The 20,605-nt window shown below is 61.9% G+C and carries 24 protein-coding genes; 12 read left to right on the plus strand and 12 right to left on the minus strand.

Features of this window, described 5'->3' with window-relative positions:
* Nucleotides 1–59 precede the first annotated feature (59 nt).
* The gene (locus ACYG97_RS23700) at nt 60–380 is read left to right on the plus strand and encodes a hypothetical protein (RefSeq protein ID WP_023728762.1); all 321 of its coding nucleotides are present in this window, start codon (nt 60–62) and stop codon (nt 378–380) included.
* 117 nt (nt 381–497) lie between these two features.
* Here ACYG97_RS23700 and ACYG97_RS23705 read toward each other — a convergent pair whose 3' ends face one another.
* From ACYG97_RS23705 to ACYG97_RS23735, 7 genes are all read right to left on the minus strand, one after another.
* Nucleotides 498–869 (minus strand): endonuclease domain-containing protein, encoded by a 372-nt coding sequence (locus ACYG97_RS23705; RefSeq protein WP_023687538.1) that lies wholly within the window; start codon nt 867–869, stop codon nt 498–500.
* Nucleotides 870–965: 96 nt separating this feature from the next.
* Entirely contained in the window at nt 966–1,337 is a 372-nt protein-coding gene (locus ACYG97_RS23710; protein ID WP_023681251.1) for a hypothetical protein, read from the minus strand.
* A gap of 314 nt (nt 1,338–1,651) precedes the next feature.
* A complete protein-coding gene (locus ACYG97_RS23715) occupies nt 1,652–1,999 on the minus strand; it encodes a hypothetical protein (RefSeq protein WP_023732797.1) in 348 nt (115 codons plus the stop codon).
* Between the two features lie 505 nt (nt 2,000–2,504).
* Entirely contained in the window at nt 2,505–2,693 is a 189-nt protein-coding gene (locus tag ACYG97_RS23720; protein ID WP_023732796.1) for a hypothetical protein, read from the minus strand.
* Between the two features lie 408 nt (nt 2,694–3,101).
* Entirely contained in the window at nt 3,102–4,715 is a 1,614-nt protein-coding gene (locus ACYG97_RS23725) for a reverse transcriptase domain-containing protein (RefSeq protein ID WP_084023690.1), read from the minus strand.
* Between the two features lie 483 nt (nt 4,716–5,198).
* Entirely contained in the window at nt 5,199–7,004 is a 1,806-nt protein-coding gene (lepA, locus tag ACYG97_RS23730) for a translation elongation factor 4 (protein ID WP_023673259.1), read from the minus strand.
* Nucleotides 7,005–7,145: 141 nt separating this feature from the next.
* Nucleotides 7,146–7,517: an endonuclease domain-containing protein gene (locus ACYG97_RS23735; RefSeq protein ID WP_023681256.1), complete on the minus strand. Its 372-nt coding sequence runs from the start codon at nt 7,515–7,517 to the stop codon at nt 7,146–7,148.
* 194 nt (nt 7,518–7,711) lie between these two features.
* Between ACYG97_RS23735 and ACYG97_RS23740 the strand changes: the two genes are divergently transcribed.
* From ACYG97_RS23740 to msrA, 3 genes are all read left to right on the plus strand, one after another.
* Nucleotides 7,712–8,413 carry a DUF1223 domain-containing protein gene (locus ACYG97_RS23740; protein ID WP_023732794.1) on the plus strand — a complete coding sequence of 234 codons (702 nt, stop codon included), beginning with the start codon at nt 7,712–7,714 and terminating at the stop codon, nt 8,411–8,413.
* A 79-nt stretch (nt 8,414–8,492) separates the two neighbouring features.
* Nucleotides 8,493–8,777 (plus strand): hypothetical protein, encoded by a 285-nt coding sequence (locus ACYG97_RS23745; protein WP_023732793.1) that lies wholly within the window; start codon nt 8,493–8,495, stop codon nt 8,775–8,777.
* 111 nt (nt 8,778–8,888) lie between these two features.
* Complete coding sequence (gene msrA, locus ACYG97_RS23750; protein ID WP_023732792.1) at nt 8,889–9,614, plus strand: peptide-methionine (S)-S-oxide reductase MsrA; 726 nt, start codon at nt 8,889–8,891, stop codon at nt 9,612–9,614.
* Between the two features lie 246 nt (nt 9,615–9,860).
* On the opposite strand, the gene ACYG97_RS23755 is transcribed toward msrA, so the two are convergent.
* A complete protein-coding gene (locus ACYG97_RS23755) occupies nt 9,861–10,865 on the minus strand; it encodes a cytochrome d ubiquinol oxidase subunit II (RefSeq protein ID WP_023732791.1) in 1,005 nt (334 codons plus the stop codon).
* Between the two features lie 108 nt (nt 10,866–10,973).
* A complete protein-coding gene (locus ACYG97_RS23760) occupies nt 10,974–12,335 on the minus strand; it encodes a cytochrome ubiquinol oxidase subunit I (protein WP_023732790.1) in 1,362 nt (453 codons plus the stop codon).
* Between the two features lie 269 nt (nt 12,336–12,604).
* Here ACYG97_RS23760 and ACYG97_RS23765 point away from each other — a divergent pair, with 269 nt between their 5' ends.
* Both ACYG97_RS23765 and ACYG97_RS23770 read left to right on the plus strand, forming a co-directional pair.
* Nucleotides 12,605–13,531 carry an ABC transporter ATP-binding protein gene (locus ACYG97_RS23765; RefSeq protein ID WP_023696074.1) on the plus strand — a complete coding sequence of 309 codons (927 nt, stop codon included), beginning with the start codon at nt 12,605–12,607 and terminating at the stop codon, nt 13,529–13,531.
* Complete coding sequence (locus ACYG97_RS23770) at nt 13,528–14,289, plus strand: ABC transporter permease (RefSeq protein ID WP_023703863.1); 762 nt, start codon at nt 13,528–13,530, stop codon at nt 14,287–14,289. The genes ACYG97_RS23765 and ACYG97_RS23770 overlap by 4 nt, the downstream gene beginning before the upstream one ends.
* 192 nt (nt 14,290–14,481) lie before the next feature.
* On the opposite strand, the gene ACYG97_RS23775 is transcribed toward ACYG97_RS23770, so the two are convergent.
* On the minus strand, nt 14,482–15,513 hold the full coding sequence (locus tag ACYG97_RS23775; protein ID WP_023703862.1) for a phosphatidylglycerol lysyltransferase domain-containing protein: 1,032 nt from the start codon (nt 15,511–15,513) through the stop codon (nt 14,482–14,484).
* Between the two features lie 133 nt (nt 15,514–15,646).
* Between ACYG97_RS23775 and ACYG97_RS23780 the strand changes: the two genes are divergently transcribed.
* The 3 genes from ACYG97_RS23780 to ACYG97_RS23790 all read left to right on the plus strand — a co-directional run bounded on the left by ACYG97_RS23780 (nt 15,647) and on the right by ACYG97_RS23790 (nt 18,405).
* Nucleotides 15,647–16,849 (plus strand): NAD(P)-binding domain-containing protein, encoded by a 1,203-nt coding sequence (locus ACYG97_RS23780; protein ID WP_156932432.1) that lies wholly within the window; start codon nt 15,647–15,649, stop codon nt 16,847–16,849.
* Nucleotides 16,850–17,242: 393 nt separating this feature from the next.
* Nucleotides 17,243–17,728: a MarR family winged helix-turn-helix transcriptional regulator gene (locus ACYG97_RS23785; protein ID WP_023687520.1), complete on the plus strand. Its 486-nt coding sequence runs from the start codon at nt 17,243–17,245 to the stop codon at nt 17,726–17,728.
* Nucleotides 17,725–18,405 carry a GNAT family N-acetyltransferase gene (locus ACYG97_RS23790; RefSeq protein WP_023732788.1) on the plus strand — a complete coding sequence of 227 codons (681 nt, stop codon included), beginning with the start codon at nt 17,725–17,727 and terminating at the stop codon, nt 18,403–18,405. The genes ACYG97_RS23785 and ACYG97_RS23790 overlap by 4 nt, the downstream gene beginning before the upstream one ends.
* A 118-nt stretch (nt 18,406–18,523) precedes the next feature.
* Here the strand turns inward: ACYG97_RS23790 and ACYG97_RS23795 are convergent, their stop codons facing one another.
* The gene (locus tag ACYG97_RS23795) at nt 18,524–18,748 is read right to left on the minus strand and encodes a hypothetical protein (protein WP_023673272.1); all 225 of its coding nucleotides are present in this window, start codon (nt 18,746–18,748) and stop codon (nt 18,524–18,526) included.
* Between the two features lie 230 nt (nt 18,749–18,978).
* On the opposite strand from ACYG97_RS23795, the gene ACYG97_RS23800 reads away from it, so the two are divergent.
* Together ACYG97_RS23800 and ACYG97_RS23805 are read left to right on the plus strand one after the other, a co-directional pair.
* Entirely contained in the window at nt 18,979–19,320 is a 342-nt protein-coding gene (locus tag ACYG97_RS23800) for a hypothetical protein (RefSeq protein ID WP_023681268.1), read from the plus strand.
* A 4-nt stretch (nt 19,321–19,324) separates the two neighbouring features.
* A complete protein-coding gene (locus ACYG97_RS23805) occupies nt 19,325–20,035 on the plus strand; it encodes a phosphatase PAP2 family protein (RefSeq protein WP_023687516.1) in 711 nt (236 codons plus the stop codon).
* 16 nt (nt 20,036–20,051) lie between these two features.
* On the opposite strand, the gene ACYG97_RS23810 is transcribed toward ACYG97_RS23805, so the two are convergent.
* Nucleotides 20,052–20,243 carry a hypothetical protein gene (locus ACYG97_RS23810; protein ID WP_023755330.1) on the minus strand — a complete coding sequence of 64 codons (192 nt, stop codon included), beginning with the start codon at nt 20,241–20,243 and terminating at the stop codon, nt 20,052–20,054.
* Between the two features lie 79 nt (nt 20,244–20,322).
* Here ACYG97_RS23810 and ACYG97_RS23815 point away from each other — a divergent pair, with 79 nt between their 5' ends.
* Entirely contained in the window at nt 20,323–20,592 is a 270-nt protein-coding gene (locus ACYG97_RS23815) for a helix-turn-helix domain-containing protein (RefSeq protein WP_023673276.1), read from the plus strand.
* The last annotated feature ends 13 nt before the right edge of the window (nt 20,593–20,605 follow it).

A 20,605-nucleotide genomic window follows, 5' to 3' on the forward strand; every position in this document is an offset into this window, starting at 1 on the left:
CATTATCGGCAAATGTTCACCTATATTGTCGCGACACGCAAGCGAAAGGCATGAGCAAGATGACGGCAAAGCCGCACGACCACTTCGATCCGAAACCCGTCCTCGATCTGATCGCCAGCATCGAGGCCGATTTGCAGCGGCTGAAAGGCCTGGTCGAACAGCAAGTCGAAAAATTCGACCCCGCCAATCCGCACAACAAGGCGCCCGACGGCAAGCTGACCGAGGAGGGCGTCGAATGCTGCTACCGCCTGTTCGACGAAGGCAGGTCGCGCTACTCGGTCGCCCAGCAGATGAAGATCTCGTTTGCCGCCGCGACGCACCGGTTCAACTCCTGGCGCAAGGCGGGCGGGCCGAAGCGGCAGAGGGCGTTGCTGGGCTAATTGGCGAAAGCCGCGGGGAAACCCGATCTCCCCCCTCGTGGGGGAGATGGCCGGCAGGCCAGAGGGGGGCGCTGTCCCGCCGACCTTTCCCTGCCTAAAGCCCAGCACCGGCACGGTTCAGGATGCGCCTCCAAGCCCAGCCGCAATCACAATATGCTGGCAGACATTGTCGATGTCGCGGATGACGTCGTCATTCCAGAACCGCAGGACGGTCCAGCCATCTTGTTCGAGGTGCGATGTCCGCGTTTCATCACCGGCAGCCGCGCCGGCGTCCGCATGCTGGGAGCCATCGACTTCGATGACCAGCTTCTTCTCCGGGCAAGCGAAATCGACGATGTAGGCGGCAATCGGAAATTGTCGCCGGAAGCCAAGCCCCATCAGCCGATGGGCACGAAGTTCGTTCCAGAGCTTGAGTTCGGCTGGCGTCAGGACTTTGCGCATCGATCTGGCGTTTGCGCGATGTCGAGGCGGTAGAGGCGTGTGCGGCATTACGATGCCCGGTGGTTGCCGAGGCTTGCGCTCAATGGCGCCCCCCTCTGTCCTGCCGGACATCTCCCCCACTTGGGGGGAGATTGGCTGTACATCCTACGGCGTCAGTTCAATTTCCTCCGTCTCGCCGCCATTGCAGGTGTAGCAGCAATCCTCGCATCTTTCCTTGTTGTTGGGGCCGACGCCCCAGTAGGTCCCTTCGTCGCCGTCGACCCAGGCGCCGTAGCAGATGGACTCGCCTTCGTCGCACGAGACCGGGATCTGTTTGGTCTCGCCATCGTCGAGATAAAAATCCTTGTCGTTGCCCGGCCAGACATAGTCGCGGTCCTGGCTGTAGAGCTCGAGGCGCATGGCGTTGGGATGGCTGTTCTTGACGGCGAAGGTGATGTCGGCGGCATGAGCGGCCGGCGCAAACAGCGCGGCAAGCGACAGTGCGACGACGACGCGGCGCAGACAAGTGAAAGACATGGTGTTCCCCCGAGGCAAATCGGCCCCCCGGCCGAGGGGGCCAGCATCGCATGATGGCGGCTGACATTGAAGGGGAGCGGCTGACTGATTTTGGGGTGATTGGTGGAGGGCGGAACGGCTGATCTCCCCCCTCGTGGGGGAGATGCCTGGCAAGGCAGAGGGGGGCGCTGTCCCGCCGACCTCTCATTCCTGCAGCCACGTCATTCAATTTTAGGCTTGCTGATCCATACGCTGGCGATCCTTCGCGCCCCCCTCTGTCCTGCCGGACATCTCCCCCACGAGGGGGGAGATCAGCAGCTTCGGCGCCCCGCCCCTCACTCCACCAGATCGATCGTCTCGGTCGTCTTCTCCACGCAGATGAAGCAGCATGTATCGCACGGCTGGTCATTATCCGGCCCGACCCCGGCGGAGACCGCATCATTGCCGTTCACCCAGGCGCCATAGCAGATATTCTCGCCCGAGTTGCACGAGATCGGCACCGATTTCTGCGAGCTCGGCTCGATCAGAAACACCTGGTCGCCGCCCGGCCACGACATCTTGCGGTCATGGCTGAACAGTTCCACCGCCACCGCCTGGCTGCGCAGGTTCTTGACGAAGAACGCCATATCGGCGGCATGCGCCGGGGTGGCGAGGAGGAGAGCGGCAAGGGTGAGGCGGAGCATGATGGGCGGTCCCGAATCGGAGATGCGAGGGTCGCACGCCGCGAGGGCCGGGCCTAGAGCCACGGCTAGGCAAGTCCCCCTCACCCGGATTGCCAGCCGAATTGCGAAAGGCAATTCGGGGCAATCCGACCTCTCCCCGAGGGGAGAGGAGCTCGCTCGGCGCTGGTGCTCGCCTCTTCTCCCCAGCCGGGAGAAGGTGGCCGCGAAGCGGCCGGATGAGGGGGCGGCCTCGTGATACCCTACGCCCCCTACTGCCCCACTTCACATGCGGCGCCAGCCGCCAGATCGCGTCAATCACCTCGGCGTCTTCAGCAACGTCCAAATCCAGCCGGCAAAAGTCAGAACCAGGAACGGATAGCCGGCGGCGGGGCAGCGGCGCCGAGGTGGGCAGCAACGGCGCCCCACAGCACCATGGCACGGTCACGACAAACAGGATGGCGCGCCGGTGAGCCGCATCCACAGCGCAAAGGTTGTTCGACGCGCCTATCAAGACGAGCGTCGCTGCTCACAGCGAGATGCCGCCGACATAGCAAGGCACGCTGGCCTCCAGCCCCGCCGCATTGCCGGCCATGAGCAAGCTCTCGCCGGCAAGAAAGGGGAGGAATCCGGCCGCGACGCAGTCATTGCCCAGCCCTTGGTATTCATGGTCAGCAGCGCGGCCACCACTACGAGCGGCCACGCCGTCGATCTCCATAGTGTTTCACGCAGTGGGGCGCTGGCGACGAAGGTGCCGGCGAGGCCGAAGGCGCCACCGATGGCGAGACCGATTGCGGCGACGGTGTCGAGAGTGGTGCGCATGTGATGTTTCCCCCGAGCTGGCGAGAAAGATACTCTGGGATGGGGTGTTTTAAAATGTGGCTTCTCCAACGAGGAGCGCAGGATAGCGTCAAAGCGGAGAGCGTCGGACAATCATCGGGCCTGTAGAACTACCAAGCCCTGTCTCAAGAAGCGTCAGATCGCCGACACGCCGAATGCGTCGCCGAAAGCGCGGGCGATCTGGAAGGTCATGCTTGATGCGGACGTAGGGCGAAGTGAGCCCAAACGGAGGGTGGTGTCGGAGCGTGCAGTTGGCTACCGCGCTCTCAGCCGACGACCTTTGTCGTCAGGCGTCGTAGTGATCTAGGACAGCAGGAAAGTCCGATGCATGAGAGTAGTATCTCGGGCTTTCAAAATCATCCAAGCCATATTGCTTGTACTTCTTTCTCGCGGCCCTCCAAGCCATCACAAAGCTAGGCAGTCCGAGTTCCAACTCCAACTTCGATGGGCCATCGTACCAATCGCCCGAGATCAACGCCCCTTGACTCGGGACTTTCTTCGAAAGCGGACTTTTACCGGACTTCTTCAGTAAGGCGTCAACCAACCGATATCTCTCAGCGAGAGCCCTTCTCATAACATTAACAAGCCAACCATCAAGTTCTTGGAACCGCTCGATTGAATCCATAAGCGGACAAAAGCCAATGAACCCCCGCATCTTTCCCAATTTGCTATTGCCACTAAGGAATCCGGCAAGCTCACTTTGGGTAATCCCCCCATAAATGAATTTGCGTATTTCATTGACACACGTCACCAAATCCCAGTCGAAATGTTTCCCTATGACGCGCGATACATCCATCGTCCCGAGAGATTTCAAACTGTACAACAGATGTATATACAAAATCTTGCTTATCCGCCTTTTCGTTCTTTTAAATCCTCTCGTGGAGATTTCCACCTTATTGTTTGAAAACTTGTGCCCGATGCAATCGAAATCGCTGAGGATCATAATGTCATCGCCATCACCGTCGTTCACAAAAAACGATCTGCGCTCCGAACGTATATCTGACGACATCAGCGAGATCCCTGGAGACTTTTGGTGATTAATTGTGATGCCGGAATATCTACAGTGTTCCTCAAAGGCCTTTAAAATTTTGAGTGCGTCATCGTGGTTGTTAGTAACCGCAACGATGTCGTCAGCAAATCTCACAAATTGGCCGTTGGTCGCCTCAAGGCGCCGATCCAACTCGTGGCCTGCTAGATTCGCGAGAAAAAGAGACAGTGAGGAGCCTTGGGGGACACCTATCTGCCGAATCTCCGGCGGACCAGCCGCGTAGTGTTTCGCATCATGGATAGGATGTTGCAAAAATGCTCTAAGTACGTATTTTTCGGTGTCTGAAATGTTAAAATTCAAAACGCTGAACAGGTGTTCAATATATTTATGATCTATACTATCGAAATATTTTGCAAAGTCGAATTGAATAATGTATTTGGTTGACCCGGTCAAATATGAGTTCAGCTGAATAACGGCATCGAAAAGACCTCGGTCTTTCATATACGCATAGCTAAACGGGGAAAATAGATTTCTGTTTTTATCCCGAAGTTTCCTGTAGAAGAGGTTCGCGATGGCTGCGTCTGGGATGGCGAAAACCATTATCTCGCGGAAGCCACCAGAATCCTTAGCGATCTTGTATCTGACGGCTGGTTGCGGCTGATATGTCCGCTCTCGAATCTTCAGCCAGATAACACGAGCCAGAAATTTTGAATGAGCTAAGCAATATTTAGGATTGAAATGCGGAGCCACGCCCCAGATTCGCGGCTCGCGGTATACCCCTGTTTGTCCAGGAGTGCCAGTTCTTAGCTTATGTTTTCGCTGATACTTCCTATCCGCAAAGCGGCTTCGCTCTTCTTTCTTTAGCAATTTCTTGGATTGAAATTCGATTGCACGTCTTATTGCATCTTCCATCTTTTAAACCCTTGCGGGGTTGGGCCGCGCTAAGTCAGGGTCTCCCTAGGGAGACGGCGTTTGCGAGGGGCGACGATGCTTGCGACATCAACTGCATGGTGAAGCTTCGCGGCTCAACTAGCACGACACGTGCTTGACTCGCTTATTACAGTATTTACAGCGAATGGGAAGAGAGTTGGTGGCCGTTTGCTGCATGCTCTAACTAGAGCGCAACCCAAATTGCTTGCGCAGCGCGCTCTGTTCGTCCCATCGGCTGATATTCGCACGTTTCGATGGGATCGAGAAAATTACTGCAATTTCGAAAGAAGAATCGTCGCAGCGCCGGAAGCCATACCGCGCCGCTGCCCGGAAAGTATCTCACCGCGCAGCTTCAGTGTCGCGCTGGCGGGGGGCCCGCTGCCTCCGGCAGCTCCCCCGCTTTCGAAGCCTGTCATCGATTCACTGGATCGATGACTTGGCGGGCTTTGCGCGCCAACCGGCTTCTCAATCCCCCATCTTCAAGGCCTGGATAAACGCCTCCTGCGGAATATCCACCTTGCCGAACTGCCGCATCCGCTTCTTGCCCTCTTTCTGCTTGTCCAGCAGCTTGCGCTTGCGGCTCACGTCGCCGCCGTAGCACTTCGCGGTCACGTCCTTGCGCAGCGCCGAGATGGTTTCGCGGGCGATGACCTTGCCGCCGATGGCGGCCTGGATCGGGATCTTGAAGAGGTGGTTCGGGATCAGCTCCTTCAGCTTCTCGCACATCTGGCGGCCGCGCTTTTCCGCCGCGGTGCGGTGGACCAGCATGGACAGCGCGTCGACCGGCTCCTCATTGACCAGGATCGACATTTTCACCAGGTCGCCTTCCTTGTAGTCGGTCAGATGATAGTCGAAGGAGGCGTAGCCCTTGGAGATCGACTTCAGCCGGTCATAGAAGTCGAAGACGACCTCGTTGAGCGGCAGGTCGTAGATCAGCATGGCGCGCTTGCCGACATAGGACAGGTCGGCCTGGATGCCGCGCCGGTCCTGGCAGAGTTTTAGAATGCCGCCGAGATAGTCGTCGGGGGTCAGGATAGTGGCGCGGATCCACGGCTCCTCGATGGCCGAAATCTTCACGACGTCGGGCATGTCGGCGGGGTTGTGCAATTCCTTAACCGAGCCGTCATTGAGCAGCAGCCGGTAGACGACGCTCGGCGCGGTGGCAATCAGGTCGAGGTTGAACTCGCGCTCCAGCCGCTCCTGGATGATTTCGAGATGCAGCAGGCCAAGGAAGCCGCAGCGGTAGCCGAAACCGAGCGCGGCACTGGTTTCCATTTCATAGGAGAAGCTGGCGTCGTTGAGGCGCAATTTGCCGACGGCGGCGCGCAGATCCTCGAAATCGGCGGCGTCGACCGGGAACAGGCCGCAGAACACCACCGGCTGCGCCGGCTTGAAGCCGGGCAGCGCATGCGCCGTCTGGCGCTTGTCCTCGGTGATGGTGTCGCCGACGCGGGTGTCGGCCACTTCCTTGATCGAGCCGGTGAAGAAGCCGAACTCGCCGGGGCCAAGCTCGTCGACATTGATGCGGGCCGGCGTGAACACGCCGGTGCGCTCGACCAGATGCTTGGCGCCAGTGCCCATCATGCGGATGGTCGCGCCCTTTTTCAGCACCCCATCGATGATGCGCACCAGCACGATGACGCCGAGATAGGCGTCGTACCAGCTGTCGACCAGCATGGCTTTGAGCGGTGCTGAGGCATCGCCCTCGCGCGGCGGCGGCAATTGGTGGACGATGGCTTCCAGCACATCGGGAATGCCAAGGCCGGTCTTGGCCGAGATCAGCACGGCGTTGGAGGCGTCGATGCCGATGACCTCCTCGACCTGCTCGCGGATGCGCTCGGGCTCGGCGGCCGGCAGGTCGACCTTGTTCAGCACCACGACGATCTCGTGGTTGTTGTCGATGGCCTGGTAGACATTGGCCAGCGTCTGCGCCTCGACGCCTTGCGAGGCGTCGACGACCAGCAGCGAACCTTCGCAGGCGGCGAGCGACCGCGACACTTCATAGGCGAAGTCGACATGGCCGGGCGTGTCGATGAGGTTGAGGATATAGTCCTCGCCATTGTTGGCGCGGTATTTCAGCCGCACGGTCTGCGCCTTGATGGTGATGCCGCGCTCGCGCTCGATGTCCATCGAGTCCAGCACCTGCTCCTTCATGTCGCGCAGCTCCAGCCCACCGGTCGACTGGATCAGCCGGTCGGCAAGCGTGGATTTGCCATGGTCGATATGGGCGACGATGGAGAAATTGCGGATGTGGTCGAGAGGCGTGCTCATGATGGGGCGGCTTTAGCAGGGGCGGGTTGCAGGGGCAAGCGGGGTGGCGGTGCCCTTGCCTTCTCCCCTTGTGGGAGAAGGTGGATCGGCGCGCAGCGCCGAGACGGATGAGGGGTGTTCCAGCTTGACGCCGGCGTTCTTTCACCGCCATGGCTGCAAACTGACATCCCTTACATAAGCGATTATCGTGGTGCAGACGCTGTCCATGTCTTTCAGGACATCGTCGTTCCAAAAGCGCAACACACGAAAGCCTCTCGCCTCCAGTTCCGTTCTACGGGCCTGGTCTGACTCTGAGTCCGCATGCTGACTCCCATCGATCTCGATGATGAGGAGTGATTCAAGACAAGCGAAATCGGCGACGTATTTTCCAACAGGAACTTGGCGCCGAAATTTGATCCGATCGAGCCTGCGGTCACGTAGTTCGTGCCACAGTTTGTCTTCCGCCTCCGTCATTTCACGTCGGAGCGAACGGGCAAAGTTTCGTTTGGCAGGAGCGACGGGCTGATGTGGCATGACGTTAGATTAACCAACGTCTCACTCCGCTGGAACACCCCTCATCCGTCTCGGCGCTTCGCGCCGATCCACCTTCTCCCACAAGAGGAGAAGGCAACGACGCGTCCGCCCCCAATCACGAAGCGGTGAACCATGTAACGAAGCCTCTGGCAGCGGCGAAGTGTGGGAAGAACCCGCCGCAACGGAGACCCCCAATGACTGGATCCAACCCAAAACGCGCCGGCATGCTGGCTGCCGTAGGCGCCGCGCTGATGATGCTTGGCGGCACCGCCTTCGCCCAGCCGCTCACCGTGGTCGAATTGTTCACCAGCCAGGGCTGTTCGTCTTGCCCGCCGGCCAATGCCAACCTGATCAAGGTCAAGGACGAGCCGGGTGTTCTGGCGCTGTCGTTCAACGTCACCTACTGGGACTATCTCGGCTGGAAGGACATTTTCGGCCGCGAGGAATTCACCCAGCGCCAGGTGCGCTATGAGCCGTCGCTCGGCCGTTCCGGCCCGTTCACGCCGCAGGTGGTGGTCAATGGCGGTGCCGATGCGGTGGGCGCGGCATCAGGCGAGATCGAGCAGCTGATTTCCGCGAGCGGTCACACGAACGGGCCGACGCTGTCGCTCGACGGCGGCAAGATCAGCATCGGCGTCGGTTCCGCGCCGGCCGGCCGCGCTGATGTCTGGCTGGTCCGCTACAACAAGGGCGTCGTCGAAGTGCCGGTGGCGCGCGGCGAGAATACCGGGCGCACGCTGCCGCATGCCAATGTCGTGCACTCGCTGGAGAAACTCGGCAGCTGGAGCGGCGACGCCACCACACTGCCGCTGCCGGCGGCAAGCGGCGGGCTGAGCACCGCGGTGCTGGTGCAGTCGCCGGGTGGTGGGCCGATCCTGGCTGCAGCCGCCGACTGATTCTTTTTCTACGCAACGCCGCTAGCGCGGCATAACCGGGCTCGCATCCGCGCGCCCTCTTCAAGGAGGAAATACCATCATGACCAAGACCCTGACCGCGCTCGCTTTTGCGCTTTCGATGACCGCCTTCGCCTCCGGCGCCCGCGGGGACGAAGCGACCAGCGCCATGAAGCCGGCGATGGCAACCGATGCGATGAAGCCCGCGACCGATGCCATGGCGCCGGCGACCGATGCCATGAAGCCAGCCGATCCGATGGCGACGAATGCAATGAAACCCGCCACCGACGCCATGAAGCCGGCCGATGCCATGAAACCCGCAACGGATGCGATGAAGCCGGCGGACGCCATGGCGCCCGCGCAATAAGGCTGGGTTCCATGGCCCGGCCGCACAGTGGCCGGGCCGGCGCACGGCAATTTGAGAAACCAGGCGGGACGTTCTGTCGTATAGTCTTCGCCACCATCAAGGAGATCAGACATGACCGGCATTGCAAGGACGAGAACGCCGATCTTCAAGAGCGCGCTTGCCGCGCTCATCGTCGCCGCCGCCGCGGCCGCCTTCTGGCAGAGCCCGGCGCGCTCGGCCGAGGACGCGGTGGTGATCCCGCCGCCGGCAGTGGACGAGAAGGCCGCCAGCGGCAGCGAGAAGGCTATCTTCGCCGGCGGCTGCTTCTGGGGCGTGCAGGGCGTGTTCCAGCACGTCAAGGGCGTGACCAAGGCCGTCTCCGGCTACACCGGCGGCGCCAAGGATGACGCCGTCTACGAAACGGTGGGCAGCGGCCGCACCGGCCACGCCGAATCGGTCGAGATCACCTACGATCCGTCCAAGGTGACCTATGGCCAGCTGCTGCAGGTCTATTTCTCGGTCGCCCACAACCCGACGCAGTTGAACTTCCAGGGCCCGGACTCGGGCACCCAGTACCGCTCGACCATCTTTGCCGAGAATGACGAGCAGCAGAAGATCGCCCAGAGCTACATCGCCCAGCTCGACCAGGCCAAGGTGTTTTCAAAACCCATCGTCACCACGTTGGAGACGGGCAAAACCTTCTATCCGGCCGAGGAATATCACCAGGACTTTCTGACGCTGAACCCGACCTACCCCTACATCGTCTACAACGACCTGCCCAAGGTGGCGAATTTGAAGGCGCTGTTCCCGGGGTTGTATAGCGAGAAGCCGGTGCTGGTGCTGGCGGGGAAGAGCTGAGGGGCGATAGGACTTGGCCGGACGCAGAGAGCGGCGACGCCCTACCTGAGACGCCAGCGGGACAGCACCCCCCTCTGCCCTTCCGGGCATCTCCCCCTCAAGGGGGGAGATTGGCAGCGTCGCTGACGGTGCTCATCTTGCAAGGTTGGCGAAGGCCGCAGTGAGTAGCTGATCTCCCCCCTTGAGGGGGAGATGGCCGGCAGGCCAGAGGGGGGTGCCTCGCGCAAACCGCGATTAGAGAGCCCTTCAATCATACGTCAGATCCGTCGCCTTCCCGCCGAACACCCGATACGCATAGAACGAATAGAAGATGATCACCGGCAACACGACGACCGTGCCGGCGAGGATGATGGCCAGGCTTTCCGTCGCCGACGCCGCCTGCCAGATGGTCAGCCTGTCGGGCACCACGAAAGGATAGAACGACCAGGCAAGCCCGGCAAAGCCGAGCGCGAAGATGGTGGCGAGCGTCAGGAACGGCCGCAGCGCATGGCGGTCGTCGGGCTTGGGCAGGTGGAAGGTCTGCCGCCACAGCCACATGAACAGCAGCGCCGACAGGATCGGCAGCGGCGACAGATAGAGCATTTCGGGCCAGACGAACCATTTGGCGAAGATGCGCGGGCTGGCGAATGGGGTCGCCAGCGACACCGCCGCCATGCCGAGCGCGGTCAGCACCAGGGCTGTCCGCAGCCAGGCCACCGCCTTCCTCTGCAATTCGCCCTCGGTCTTGTAGATGACCCAGGCCGCGCCCATCGCTGCATAGGCCGCCGACAGGCAGAGCGCCACCAGCGCGCCGAAAGCGATGCCACCAAAACCGACATCGAGGCCAAGCACATAGACGCCGAGCATATAGCCTTGCGCCACCGAGGCGATGACGGAACCGAGGAAGAAAATGCGGTTCCAGCGATGCTTCTTGCCGGCCGGCACCTTGGCGCGGAAATCGAAGGCGACGCCGCGCAGGATGAGGCCGACCAAAAGCACGAAGACCGGAATGTAGAGCGCGGTGAGGATGACGCCATGCGCCAGCGGGAAGGCGACCAGGAGCAGGCCGACGGCCAGCACCAGCCAGGTCTCGTTGGCATCCCAGAACGGGCCTATTGCCGCGATCATGGTGTCCTGCTCGGCATCTTCGGCGACCGAGAACAGGATGCCGATGCCGAGATCGAAACCGTCGAGAATGACGTAGATCAGGATGGCGAGGCCCATCAGGCCGGCGAAGATCAGGGGCAGCGCGGTTGGCCAGTCGAAGCTCATCGGTCTGTCATCCCTCTCATCAACGGTTCTGCCCTTCGCTATGGCTCCGGGCGTTCGTCATTCGAAAAGCCGAATCGTTGGCTTTTCGTCGGCTACGCGGACCATTCCTCACTCTCCCGCGGCCGGTTGCGACATGGCCGTCTTCATCACCCCCGGCAGCGGCGAGGTATCGCCGTCCTTGGCGGCCTTCAGCGCCAGGTGCACCAGCACGCCGAGATAGGCGATCAGCAAAAGCACATAGAGGATAAGATAGATGGAGAGCGTCAGCGCGACATGGCTGCCGGCGACCGGGCCGATAGCGTCGGCGGTTTTCAGCACGCCGGTGACCAGCCAGGGCTGGCGGCCGATTTCGGTGGTGTACCAGCCGGCCAGCGTCGCCAGCCAGCCGGAGAGCGCCATCGGCACCATCAGCATGGCCAGCGGCCTCGGCAGGCTGTGGCGGCGCTTGAGGAAGAAGGTCGCCGACCACGAGACGATGAGCATCAAAATGCCGGTGCCGACCATGATGCGGAAGCCCCAGAACACCGGGAAGACCGGCGGATGCAGGCCGGGATAGTCGTTGAGCCCCGGCACGATACCGCTGGTGGAATGGCGCAGCACCAGGCTGGCGCCGTCGGGAATGGCGATCTCGAATTTGTTTTCCTTCGCCGCCTCGTCGGGCAGCGCAAACAGCACCAGCGGCACGTTGGGGCCGGTGTTCCAGTTCGCCTCCATGGCGGCGATCTTCTGCGGCTGGTGCTCCAGCGTATTCAGCCCGTGCTGGTCGCCGGCGAAGATCTGGATCGGGATCAGGATGGCGGCGGTGAAGACGCCGGTGCGCAGCGCCTTCCACATCGATTCCGACCGGTCGCCGGTGAGGTAGCGCAGCGCCGACAGGCCGGCGATCAGGAACGACACCGTCAGGCCGGAGGCAAGCAGCATATGCGTCAGACGGTAGGGCATGGACGGGTTGAAGACGATCGCCCACCAGTCGACGGGATGCGCCTTGCCGTCGATCATCTCGAAGCCGGCCGGCGTCTGCATCCAGGAATTGAGCGCAATGATCCAGAAGGCCGACAGCGTGGTGCCGCCGGCGACCAATACCGTCGCCAGCGTGTGGACGCGGTTGGAGACGCGGCGGAAGCCGAACAGCATGATGCCGAGGAAGGCCGCTTCGAGGAAGAAGGCGGTGAGGATCTCGTAGGCAAGCAGCGGCCCGGCGATGTTGCCTACATGCTCCATATAGCCCGGCCAGTTGGTGCCGAACTGGAAGCTCATGGTGACGCCCGAGACCACGCCCATGGCGAAGGACAGCGCGAACACCTTTACCCAGGTGAAATAGGCGCGCATCCAGGCGGAATCATTGGTGGCGTTGTAGCGGAGCTTGAAGAACAGCAGCACCCAGCCAAGCGCAATCGTGATGGTCGGAAACAGGATGTGGAACGAGATATTCGCCCCGAACTGCATTCGCGACAGGATGAGCGGGTCCATGCGGGCTCCGGCTGCTGTTTGTTGGCGCAGAATAGGCGGCGGATGCGGTCCGGTCAAAGCGGCTTGGCGTCACGCGGGGCGCGTTGTCGCAGCAGATCGTATCAAACCGTCAGCGCCCCGACACCCCATGACGAAACGGCAAAAGGGGAACGTTTGTCCACAATTGTCAGCAGCGGCATTGACTTCCGAGCCTGCACACCGACATTCAGCGCAATAATAATCCCCGCCTCTTTCAAACAGTCGTTTTCGGCCTCATGTCTTCCACGAATTTGCCTTCCATCATTTCGATTGCCGGGGTCACCAAGACCTACGCCACCGGCTTCAAGGCGCTGAAGGAAATCAACCTCGACATCGAACGCGGCGAGATTTTCGCGCTGCTGGGGCCGAACGGCGCCGGCAAGACGACGCTGATCTCGATCGTCTGCGGCATCGTCAACCGTTCGTCGGGAACGGTGACCGTCGACGGCCACGACATCAACCGAGACTACCGCGCCGCGCGCAGCCTGATCGGGCTGGTGCCGCAGGAGTTGACCATCGATGCGTTCGAGAGCGTCTGGGCAACCGTCACCTACAGCCGCGGCCTGTTTGGCAAGGCGCCCAATCCGGGCTTCGTCGAAAAGGTGCTGCGCGACCTGTCGTTGTGGGACAAGAAGGACGCCAAGGCGATCACGCTGTCGGGCGGCATGAAGCGGCGGCTGATGATTGCAAAGGCGCTGTCACATGAGCCGCGCATCCTGTTCCTCGACGAACCCACGGCCGGCGTCGACGTCGAACTGCGCCAGGACATGTGGGCGATGGTGCGGCGGCTGCGCGACGATGGCGTCACCATCATCCTCACAACGCACTATATCGAAGAGGCCGAGGCGATGGCCGACCGTGTCGGTGTCATCAACCGCGGCGAGATCATCCTGGTCGAGGGCAAGGCCGAACTGATGCGCAAGCTCGGCCGCAAGCGCCTGATCGTGGAATTGCGCAACCCGCTCACCGCCATTCCCGATGCATTCTCGCACTACGCCTTGGAGCTGTCGGGCGATGGCACACAGCTGACCTACACCTATGACAACCAGAGCGAACGCCCCGGCGTCGCATCGCTGCTGCGCGAACTCGAGACGGCCGGCATCCAGTTTCGCGACATGGACACGCAAAACAGCTCGCTCGAGGAGATCTTCGTCAATCTGTTGAGGCAAGAGCCATGAATTGGCGAGCAGTATGGGCGATCTACCGGGTCGAGATGGCGCGTGCGTTCCGCACCGTGCTGCAGAGCATCGTCTCGCCGGTGATCTCGACATCGCTTTATTTCGTCGTCTTCGGCTCGGCCATCGGCTCGCGCATCACCGAGATTGACGGCATCAGCTACGGCGCCTTCATCGTGCCCGGCCTGATCATGCTGTCGCTGTTGACGCAGTCGATCTCCAACGCCTCCTTTGCCATCTATTTCCCGAAATTCGTCGGCTCCATCTACGAGCTCTTGTCGGCGCCGGTGTCGTATCTGGAGATCGTCATCGCCTATGTCGGCGGCGCCGCGACCAAGTCGATCATCCTCGGCTTGATCATCCTGGCGACGGCCTCGCTGTTCGTGCCGCTCACCATCCAGCATCCGTTCTGGATGCTGGCCTTCCTTGTCTTGACGGCGGTGACCTTCAGCCTGTTCGGCTTCATCATCGGCATCTGGGCGAAAAGCTTCGAGCAATTGCAGCTGGTGCCGCTGTTGATCATCACGCCGCTGACCTTCCTCGGCGGCAGCTTCTATTCGATCAACATGCTGCCCGAGACCTGGCGCACGGTGACGCTGTTCAACCCGGTCGTCTACCTGATCAGCGGTTTCCGCTGGAGCTTTTACGGCAAGTCCGATGTCTCGGTCGCCGTCAGCCTGGGCATGACGACGGTGTTCCTCGCCATCTGCATCGCCATCGTCGCCTGGATCTTCCGCACCGGCTACCGGCTGCGCAACTGACCCTGCCGCTCTAAAGCGCGTCGCGTTTGAACGGACTCAGGCGACGCGCATTAGGTCTTTGTTTTTATGCATGTCGTTTGCTCAAATCGGGACCACTTTTGAGCGACATGCAAATAGGCGATCGCCCGTGCGCCGGTCAAATCAACAGTTTTGCTGAGGGCAAATTGGCCACGTTGGCCGCCACGGTTCTTGCTAGATCGCCTTGATGAGGCGCAGCAACCCCAGCATCTCGATCAGCCTGCCTTGGCGGAAGGCGATGTAGGTCGGTTCCTCGATGCCGTGGAAGCGGCGCTTGAACGCCGCCTGGCCCTTGAGGTTGAACTTGCTGCGGTTGACCCAGGGCGACTCATAGGCCCGCGCGAAGGCGTTGCGCCAGAAGCTCGATTCGGCAAAGCCGTTGGCTCCGACCTCGAGCATCGGCGACAGGCCGAGCGTGACGACCGAAATGCCCTCATTGCGAAACCGGTCGACGGCGAATTTGGTCAGCCCGATTTCGGCATGCGGCGAGGCATCGATGTGCTTGCGCTTGAACGAGGTGGTGTAGCCGATCACCTTGCCATCCCGGAACATCGGATCGAAATCGAGCAGAGCGACGAGCTCGCCTTCCGGGCTGTAGAGCACGAAACGGCGCATATCGATGCCGAGATGATCGGCAAAGGGGCGGTTGAGGAACGCCATCTCCCACCGCTTGACGATGCGGTCGGCCCGCCAGTTCTGTGACAGGCGCTGGACCTCGTCGAGATAGACCGCTCCTTCGCCAAAGGAAAACCCCTTCTTCAACAGCCAGCGTTCGGAATACCGCACGGTTTCGTTGCGCTTGCCGGAAAAATCGTGAGCCGGCAGTTCCAGCCGCGTGTCGACGCCGAGACGGTTGACCTGGTAGCCGAGCCCGGCCAGAACGCGCGCCGTCGGTTCGCCGATCTGCACGAACCACGGGCTGTCGGCGGCTTCGACAAAGCGCCTGATATAGTCGGGCCGATCGGCCGGATGGGCCACCGGGTCACCGAGCGCGAAATGGTGCTTCATCTTGGTGCCGAAGGCGATGTAGCCGTCGGCGTCGCCGAAATAGGACAGTTTTTGCTGCACGGCGGTCGAATAGGCCAGCGAGAAGTCGCCGTGCTGGCGGACAAGCGCCAGCCGCTCGACATGCGAAAAATCCTGGCGCGGCACCTTGGCTGCGGCGCCCTCCAGCAGTCTGTCGAGAAAGATGCGCAAGGAGGGCATGGTCGAGCTTCCGCGTGCCGATGATAAACAGAGGCTTGCCCCCAAGGCCTCGAATCAGTCGCATTGACGCGACCTCATTATCGATCATATCGCCCCTGTGCCATATGGGACGTGCCATATAGGACGGGTCCCCATGGCGCACCTGAAAGGAAATCTCGACCGAATGGCGGCTACGACAAGCGAAACGATGCCTATCGTCCTGGGGCCGAAAGGACCCGACTATACGGTTATCGTCATCGGCGCCGGAGCGGCGGGGCTGGCGGCCGCCGACGCGCTTGGCCGGCGCGGCGTGCGGGTCGTCGTGCTTGAAAAGGAGCCGCGGATCGCCGAACCGTGGCGACGGCGGCACGAGAAGCTGACCCTAAACACGCATCGCGCGCTGTCGACCCTGCCCGGCCTTGCCTATCCGCCCCGCACCGCCGCCTTTCCGAACAAGGATGCCATCATCGGTTATCTCGAGGATTTTGCCCGCGCGCGCGGCATAAGGGTCGAATTCGGCACCGCCGTCGAGCGGATCGAACGCAGAGGCAATGGATGGCTCGTCCATACGGGCCGGGAAACGCTGAGCGCCCGCAATGTCATCGTCGCCACCGGCCGCGACCGCTTGCCATGGACGCCGGACTGGCAAGGCAAGGCGACTTTCACCGGCAAACTTAGCCACGCCGCCGATTTCGGCACAGCACAGGACTATGTGGGCAAAAGCGTGCTGGTGGTCGGGGCCGGAAATTCCGGCTTCGACGTGCTCAACCACCTCGCCCGTGCCGACACCAAGGCCATCTGGTTGTCAGCCAGGCAGGGTCCGTCGCTGATGCCGAAACGGATCGGCAAGGTCGCCGTGGCGCGCTTCGGCGGTTTCATGGCGATGCTGCCGACGTGGATTGCCGATGCCGCGATTGCCGCGACGCAGCGGCTGGTGTTCGGCGACCTCGCCCGCTTCGGCCTGCCGCCGGCGCCGAAAGGCGGCGCCAGCCGGCTCGGCGTCGAGCAGATCGCGATCGCCGTTGACGACGGCGCGGTTGCCGCGCTGAAGGCCGGATGGATTTCGGTGGTGGCGCCGGTGGCGGCTTTCGAAGGCGCCGGCGTGCGGCTGAACGACGGCACGGTGCTCGAGCCGGATGTGGTGATCGCGGCAACCGGCTATCGCACCGGCCTGGAGGCCATGCTGGGCGATCTCGGCGTGCTCGACGCCAAGGGCGTGCCGAAGGCCAATGGCGGCACCCCGAGCGGCCAGCCCGGCCTGTGGTTCATCGGCATGCGGCCAAGCCTGACCAGCTATTTTCACAGCGCCGGCCTGCAGGCCGAAGCGATTGCCCGTCAGATCGCCAAGGGGTTGTAGACGAGCGCTTCTGGACGGAGAACCACCGCGCACTTCGGGCTGCTGCTATGGCGCGGACTGTGGTTCAACGCATCTGCAAGACGGATCGAATATCCTGGCGATTGGCTGAAACGCCGATCCCGTCGTCATCCACGGGCGAAGCAAGGAGCGTAGCGACGGCGCAGACCCGAGGATCCATGCCGTGACTTCTGAACTACGCTGCGTTGCAGGTTCTGCTCCGCTGCTTCCACGGCCAAGGCATGATCCCTGGGTCTCCGCGACGGAGCTTCGCTCCTGCTTCGCCCAAGGACGACGAAGTTGAGATGCTTGCGGCCAACCTCCAAAGCAGGCGCTTGAACTCGTTCATTGCATCGTTATATAACATGTTATGGTTATCCAGGAGACGGACCACCCATGGAAGACATCATTCGATCCCTTGGCTACCTCACCCTCGGCAGCAGGCTGAAGCGCATCGGCGAGCAGTTGCAGGCCGATACGCAGCGCATGCTCGATGGGCTGGAGGTGCCGGTGCAGTCCAGCCAGTATCCTCTGCTGGCCGCGCTCGACCGGCTTGGGCCGCTGCCTGTCGGCGAACTGGCGCAGTCACTGGGGATCACCCAGCCGGGGGTGACGCGCAGCGTGGCGCTGCTGGCCGAGTTGGGGCTGGTCGAGGCCGCGCCATCGAACGACGACCAGCGCCGCAGGATGATCTCGCTGACCGCGAACGGCCAGCGCCTGGTCGATAAGGCGAAGCGGGACGTTTGGCCGCGCATCGAGAACGCCGTTGCCGACTTGTGCAAAGGCCTTGCAGGGCCGCTTCTCGAACAACTCTCGGCAATGGAGGACGGCCTGGCGGCGGCCCCGCTCGACCGCCGTGTGAAACAGGATGTCGCGCCATGAGCCATGTCCTCGATCGTCCGGTCTGGAGCGCGCTCGACACGCGGCATCGGATCTTTGCGTATGGCGACAGGCTCGCCAGGCGCTATCCCTCCTCGATCGTCCCCTTCGCGGCTTCCGGGGCAGACGACGCTGAGAGTCTGCAGGCGCTCGCAAGCCTCATTCCTGCAGGTGAGAGCGTGTTCATGCTCCAGGCGGACCCCGTTGCCTTGCCGCCGGAACTGACCGCGACCGTGACCGCCTTCGGCGTTCAGATGGTTGCCGAGGCGCCATTGCCTTCCGTGTCGGACGAGCGTGTGCAGCAGCTGACGCAGGACGACGCGGCCGAGATGCTTGCTTTGGCGTCACTGACCAAGCCCGGCCCGTTCACGCTCAAGGCGCTGAGCCTCGGCGAGTTCTGGGGCGTGAAAATCGACGACCGGCTGGCGGCGATGGCCGGCGAGCGCATGAAGCAGCCCGGCTACAGCGAACTCAGCGGCGTCTGCTCGCATCCCGAATTTCGCGGCAGCGGCCTCGGCCGGCTGCTGTCGGTGTTCGTGGCCAACCGAATTTTTGCGCGCGGCGAAGTTCCCTACCTGCATGCCTATGCCAGCAATGCCAACGCGGTTGGATTGTACGAATCCATCGGCTTCAGGCTGCGGGCAGAGATGAATGTGGCCGTCGTGCAGCGCGCCGGCTAGAGCGTTTCACCGTTTCACGGAAACGGCGAACCGCTCCTAGGCCTTTATTTTTACGCAATTCCGGACGGAAAACCGCTTCACACTTTTCCTGGAATCGCTCCAGGCCGCCTTGCGGGCCTCAGGCTGATTTCGGCTCCAACCGGCGGAAACCCACGGTTTCCATAAGCATATCTTCCTCGACCATGCCGGCATTGTGCAGCGCAAGCAGGTTCAGCGCGATCTCCCGCGCCTCCGCCGAATCGGGATGCACGTCGCGCCTGCGGCAGGCTTCGTCGAACACGCGTTGCAGCCTGGCGATGTCGTCGGGTTTCAGCAGGCCACGGTCATAGACGGACTTTGGCATGGCACTCTCCTCCAGAAGAGGTAGGGCGCCATGTTTAAAAGTCCATTCTTTTCCAATGCTTGAGCGCAGCTGCCTGGGTTTGCACGAATCCGACCGAGCGTGGCAGTCAGACCGCGATCGCGCTGCCATTCATTCAGCACCTCGGCCGTGGCCTGTTCCGCCGCAGTCTGCTTGACGTGCCGCCACGCTTGCGAAACAAGAGCTGCCACAAAGGACAGCGAGGCACAAAAGTGAGTTTCTGGGGACTGGCGCAGCTCGTCATTTCGACGGTGATCTTCCTGCTGGCGGCCATCGCGGCCAAGCAATGGGGGCTGGCGCCAAGCCTTGGCAAGATCGTGCTGACACTGGCGCTCTATACGGCGGGCAATCTGATGATGCTGCGGCTGGTTCGTGAGTTCGGCATGTCGGTGTCGTTCAGTCTGTCGGCGGTGATCCAGCTGGTGGCGGTCAATGTGGTGGCGCTGGTGTTCTTCGGCGAACGCGTCAATGCCTTGCAGGCGACCGGCATCGTGCTGGCCATCGCGGCGGTGGTGCTGATCTCGCTCGGGCCTTACCTGCAGGGGCGACTGTAATCCGATGAAGACCCCGCGTGCGTTCACCAACTGGCTTGAATTTCCGGTGCTGCTGGCCGGGCTGGTGATAGCCGCCGGGCTGTGGGGCTTCGAGGAACTGATGGAGGTGGCGCGGGCCACCACGCCGCACGCTTTCGATACTGAGATCCTGCTCGCTTTCCGAAAAGTGGGTCAGCCGGATGTTCCCGTCGGCCCGGCATGGCTGGAAGGCGCGATGCGCGACATCACCAGCCTCGGCAGCTCCAGCGTGCTGGTGCTGATCGTAACGGCGGTGATCGTCTACCTCCTGCTGATCCGTAGGCCGAGGACGGCGCTGCTGATCTTTGTCGCGGTGGCCGGCGGGCAGCTGCTGTCGACCTTGCTCAAGGCCGGCATCGACCGGCCGCGCCCCGATCTTGTCTCGCACCTGGCCAACGAGACGTCGCTGTCGTTTCCCAGCGGCCACGCGATGCTGTCGGCGGTGACCTATCTCACGCTAGGCTCGCTCGCAGCGCGCTTCCTGCCGGGACGAACGACGAAAATCTATGTCCTCAGCCTGGCGGTGCTGGTAACGCTGCTGGTCGGCGTCAGCCGCGTCTATCTCGGCGTCCACTGGCCTTCCGACGTGCTGGCGGGATGGTGCGCCGGCTTCACCTGGGCGACGCTGTGCTGGCTGGCGGCGCGAATGCTGCAGCGGAACAAGGCGGTGGCCGATGGCAACGAGCCCGAAGACTGACGATCCGGAGCGACATTCAAATCAGCCGGTTGATCAGCCCGTGTCCGCAGCCTGCCAGCAGAAAAACCGCCGACAGCAAGGCTGCCGACGTCGTCAAGGTCCTGAAAATATTCAACTGATATTTCCCCGCCAGTAAGAGCCAAGGCGGTAGCGTAGCATGCTCATCCCGTATCCCGCCATCCGGCTTTGTGGAGAGATCATGTTTCATGCATGCTTTATGATGGTTGAAACATCACTATGATTGTATTACACGTCGTCTCCGCAGACTCAGACGGGGGTTCCGACCGATGATCACTGCCGCCCAGATGCGCGCCGCGAGGGCGCTGGCCGGCATCGATCAGAAGACGCTCGCCGAGCGTGCCGGCGTTTCGCTTCCGACAATCCAGCGCATGGAAGCGAGTGACGGCGTGGTCAGGGGTGTGGTCGATACGCTGATGAAGGTTATCCAGGCTCTCGACGAGGCCGGGGTGGAGCTCATCGGCGAGAACCAGACCAGCGAGCGCGGCGGCCGGGGCGTGCGCCTCAAGCCGGTCGCGCCGCCGAACCCGCAAGGCTGAGCCGGCATATAGT

The sequence above is a fragment of the Mesorhizobium sp. W067 genome (assembly GCF_054719525.1).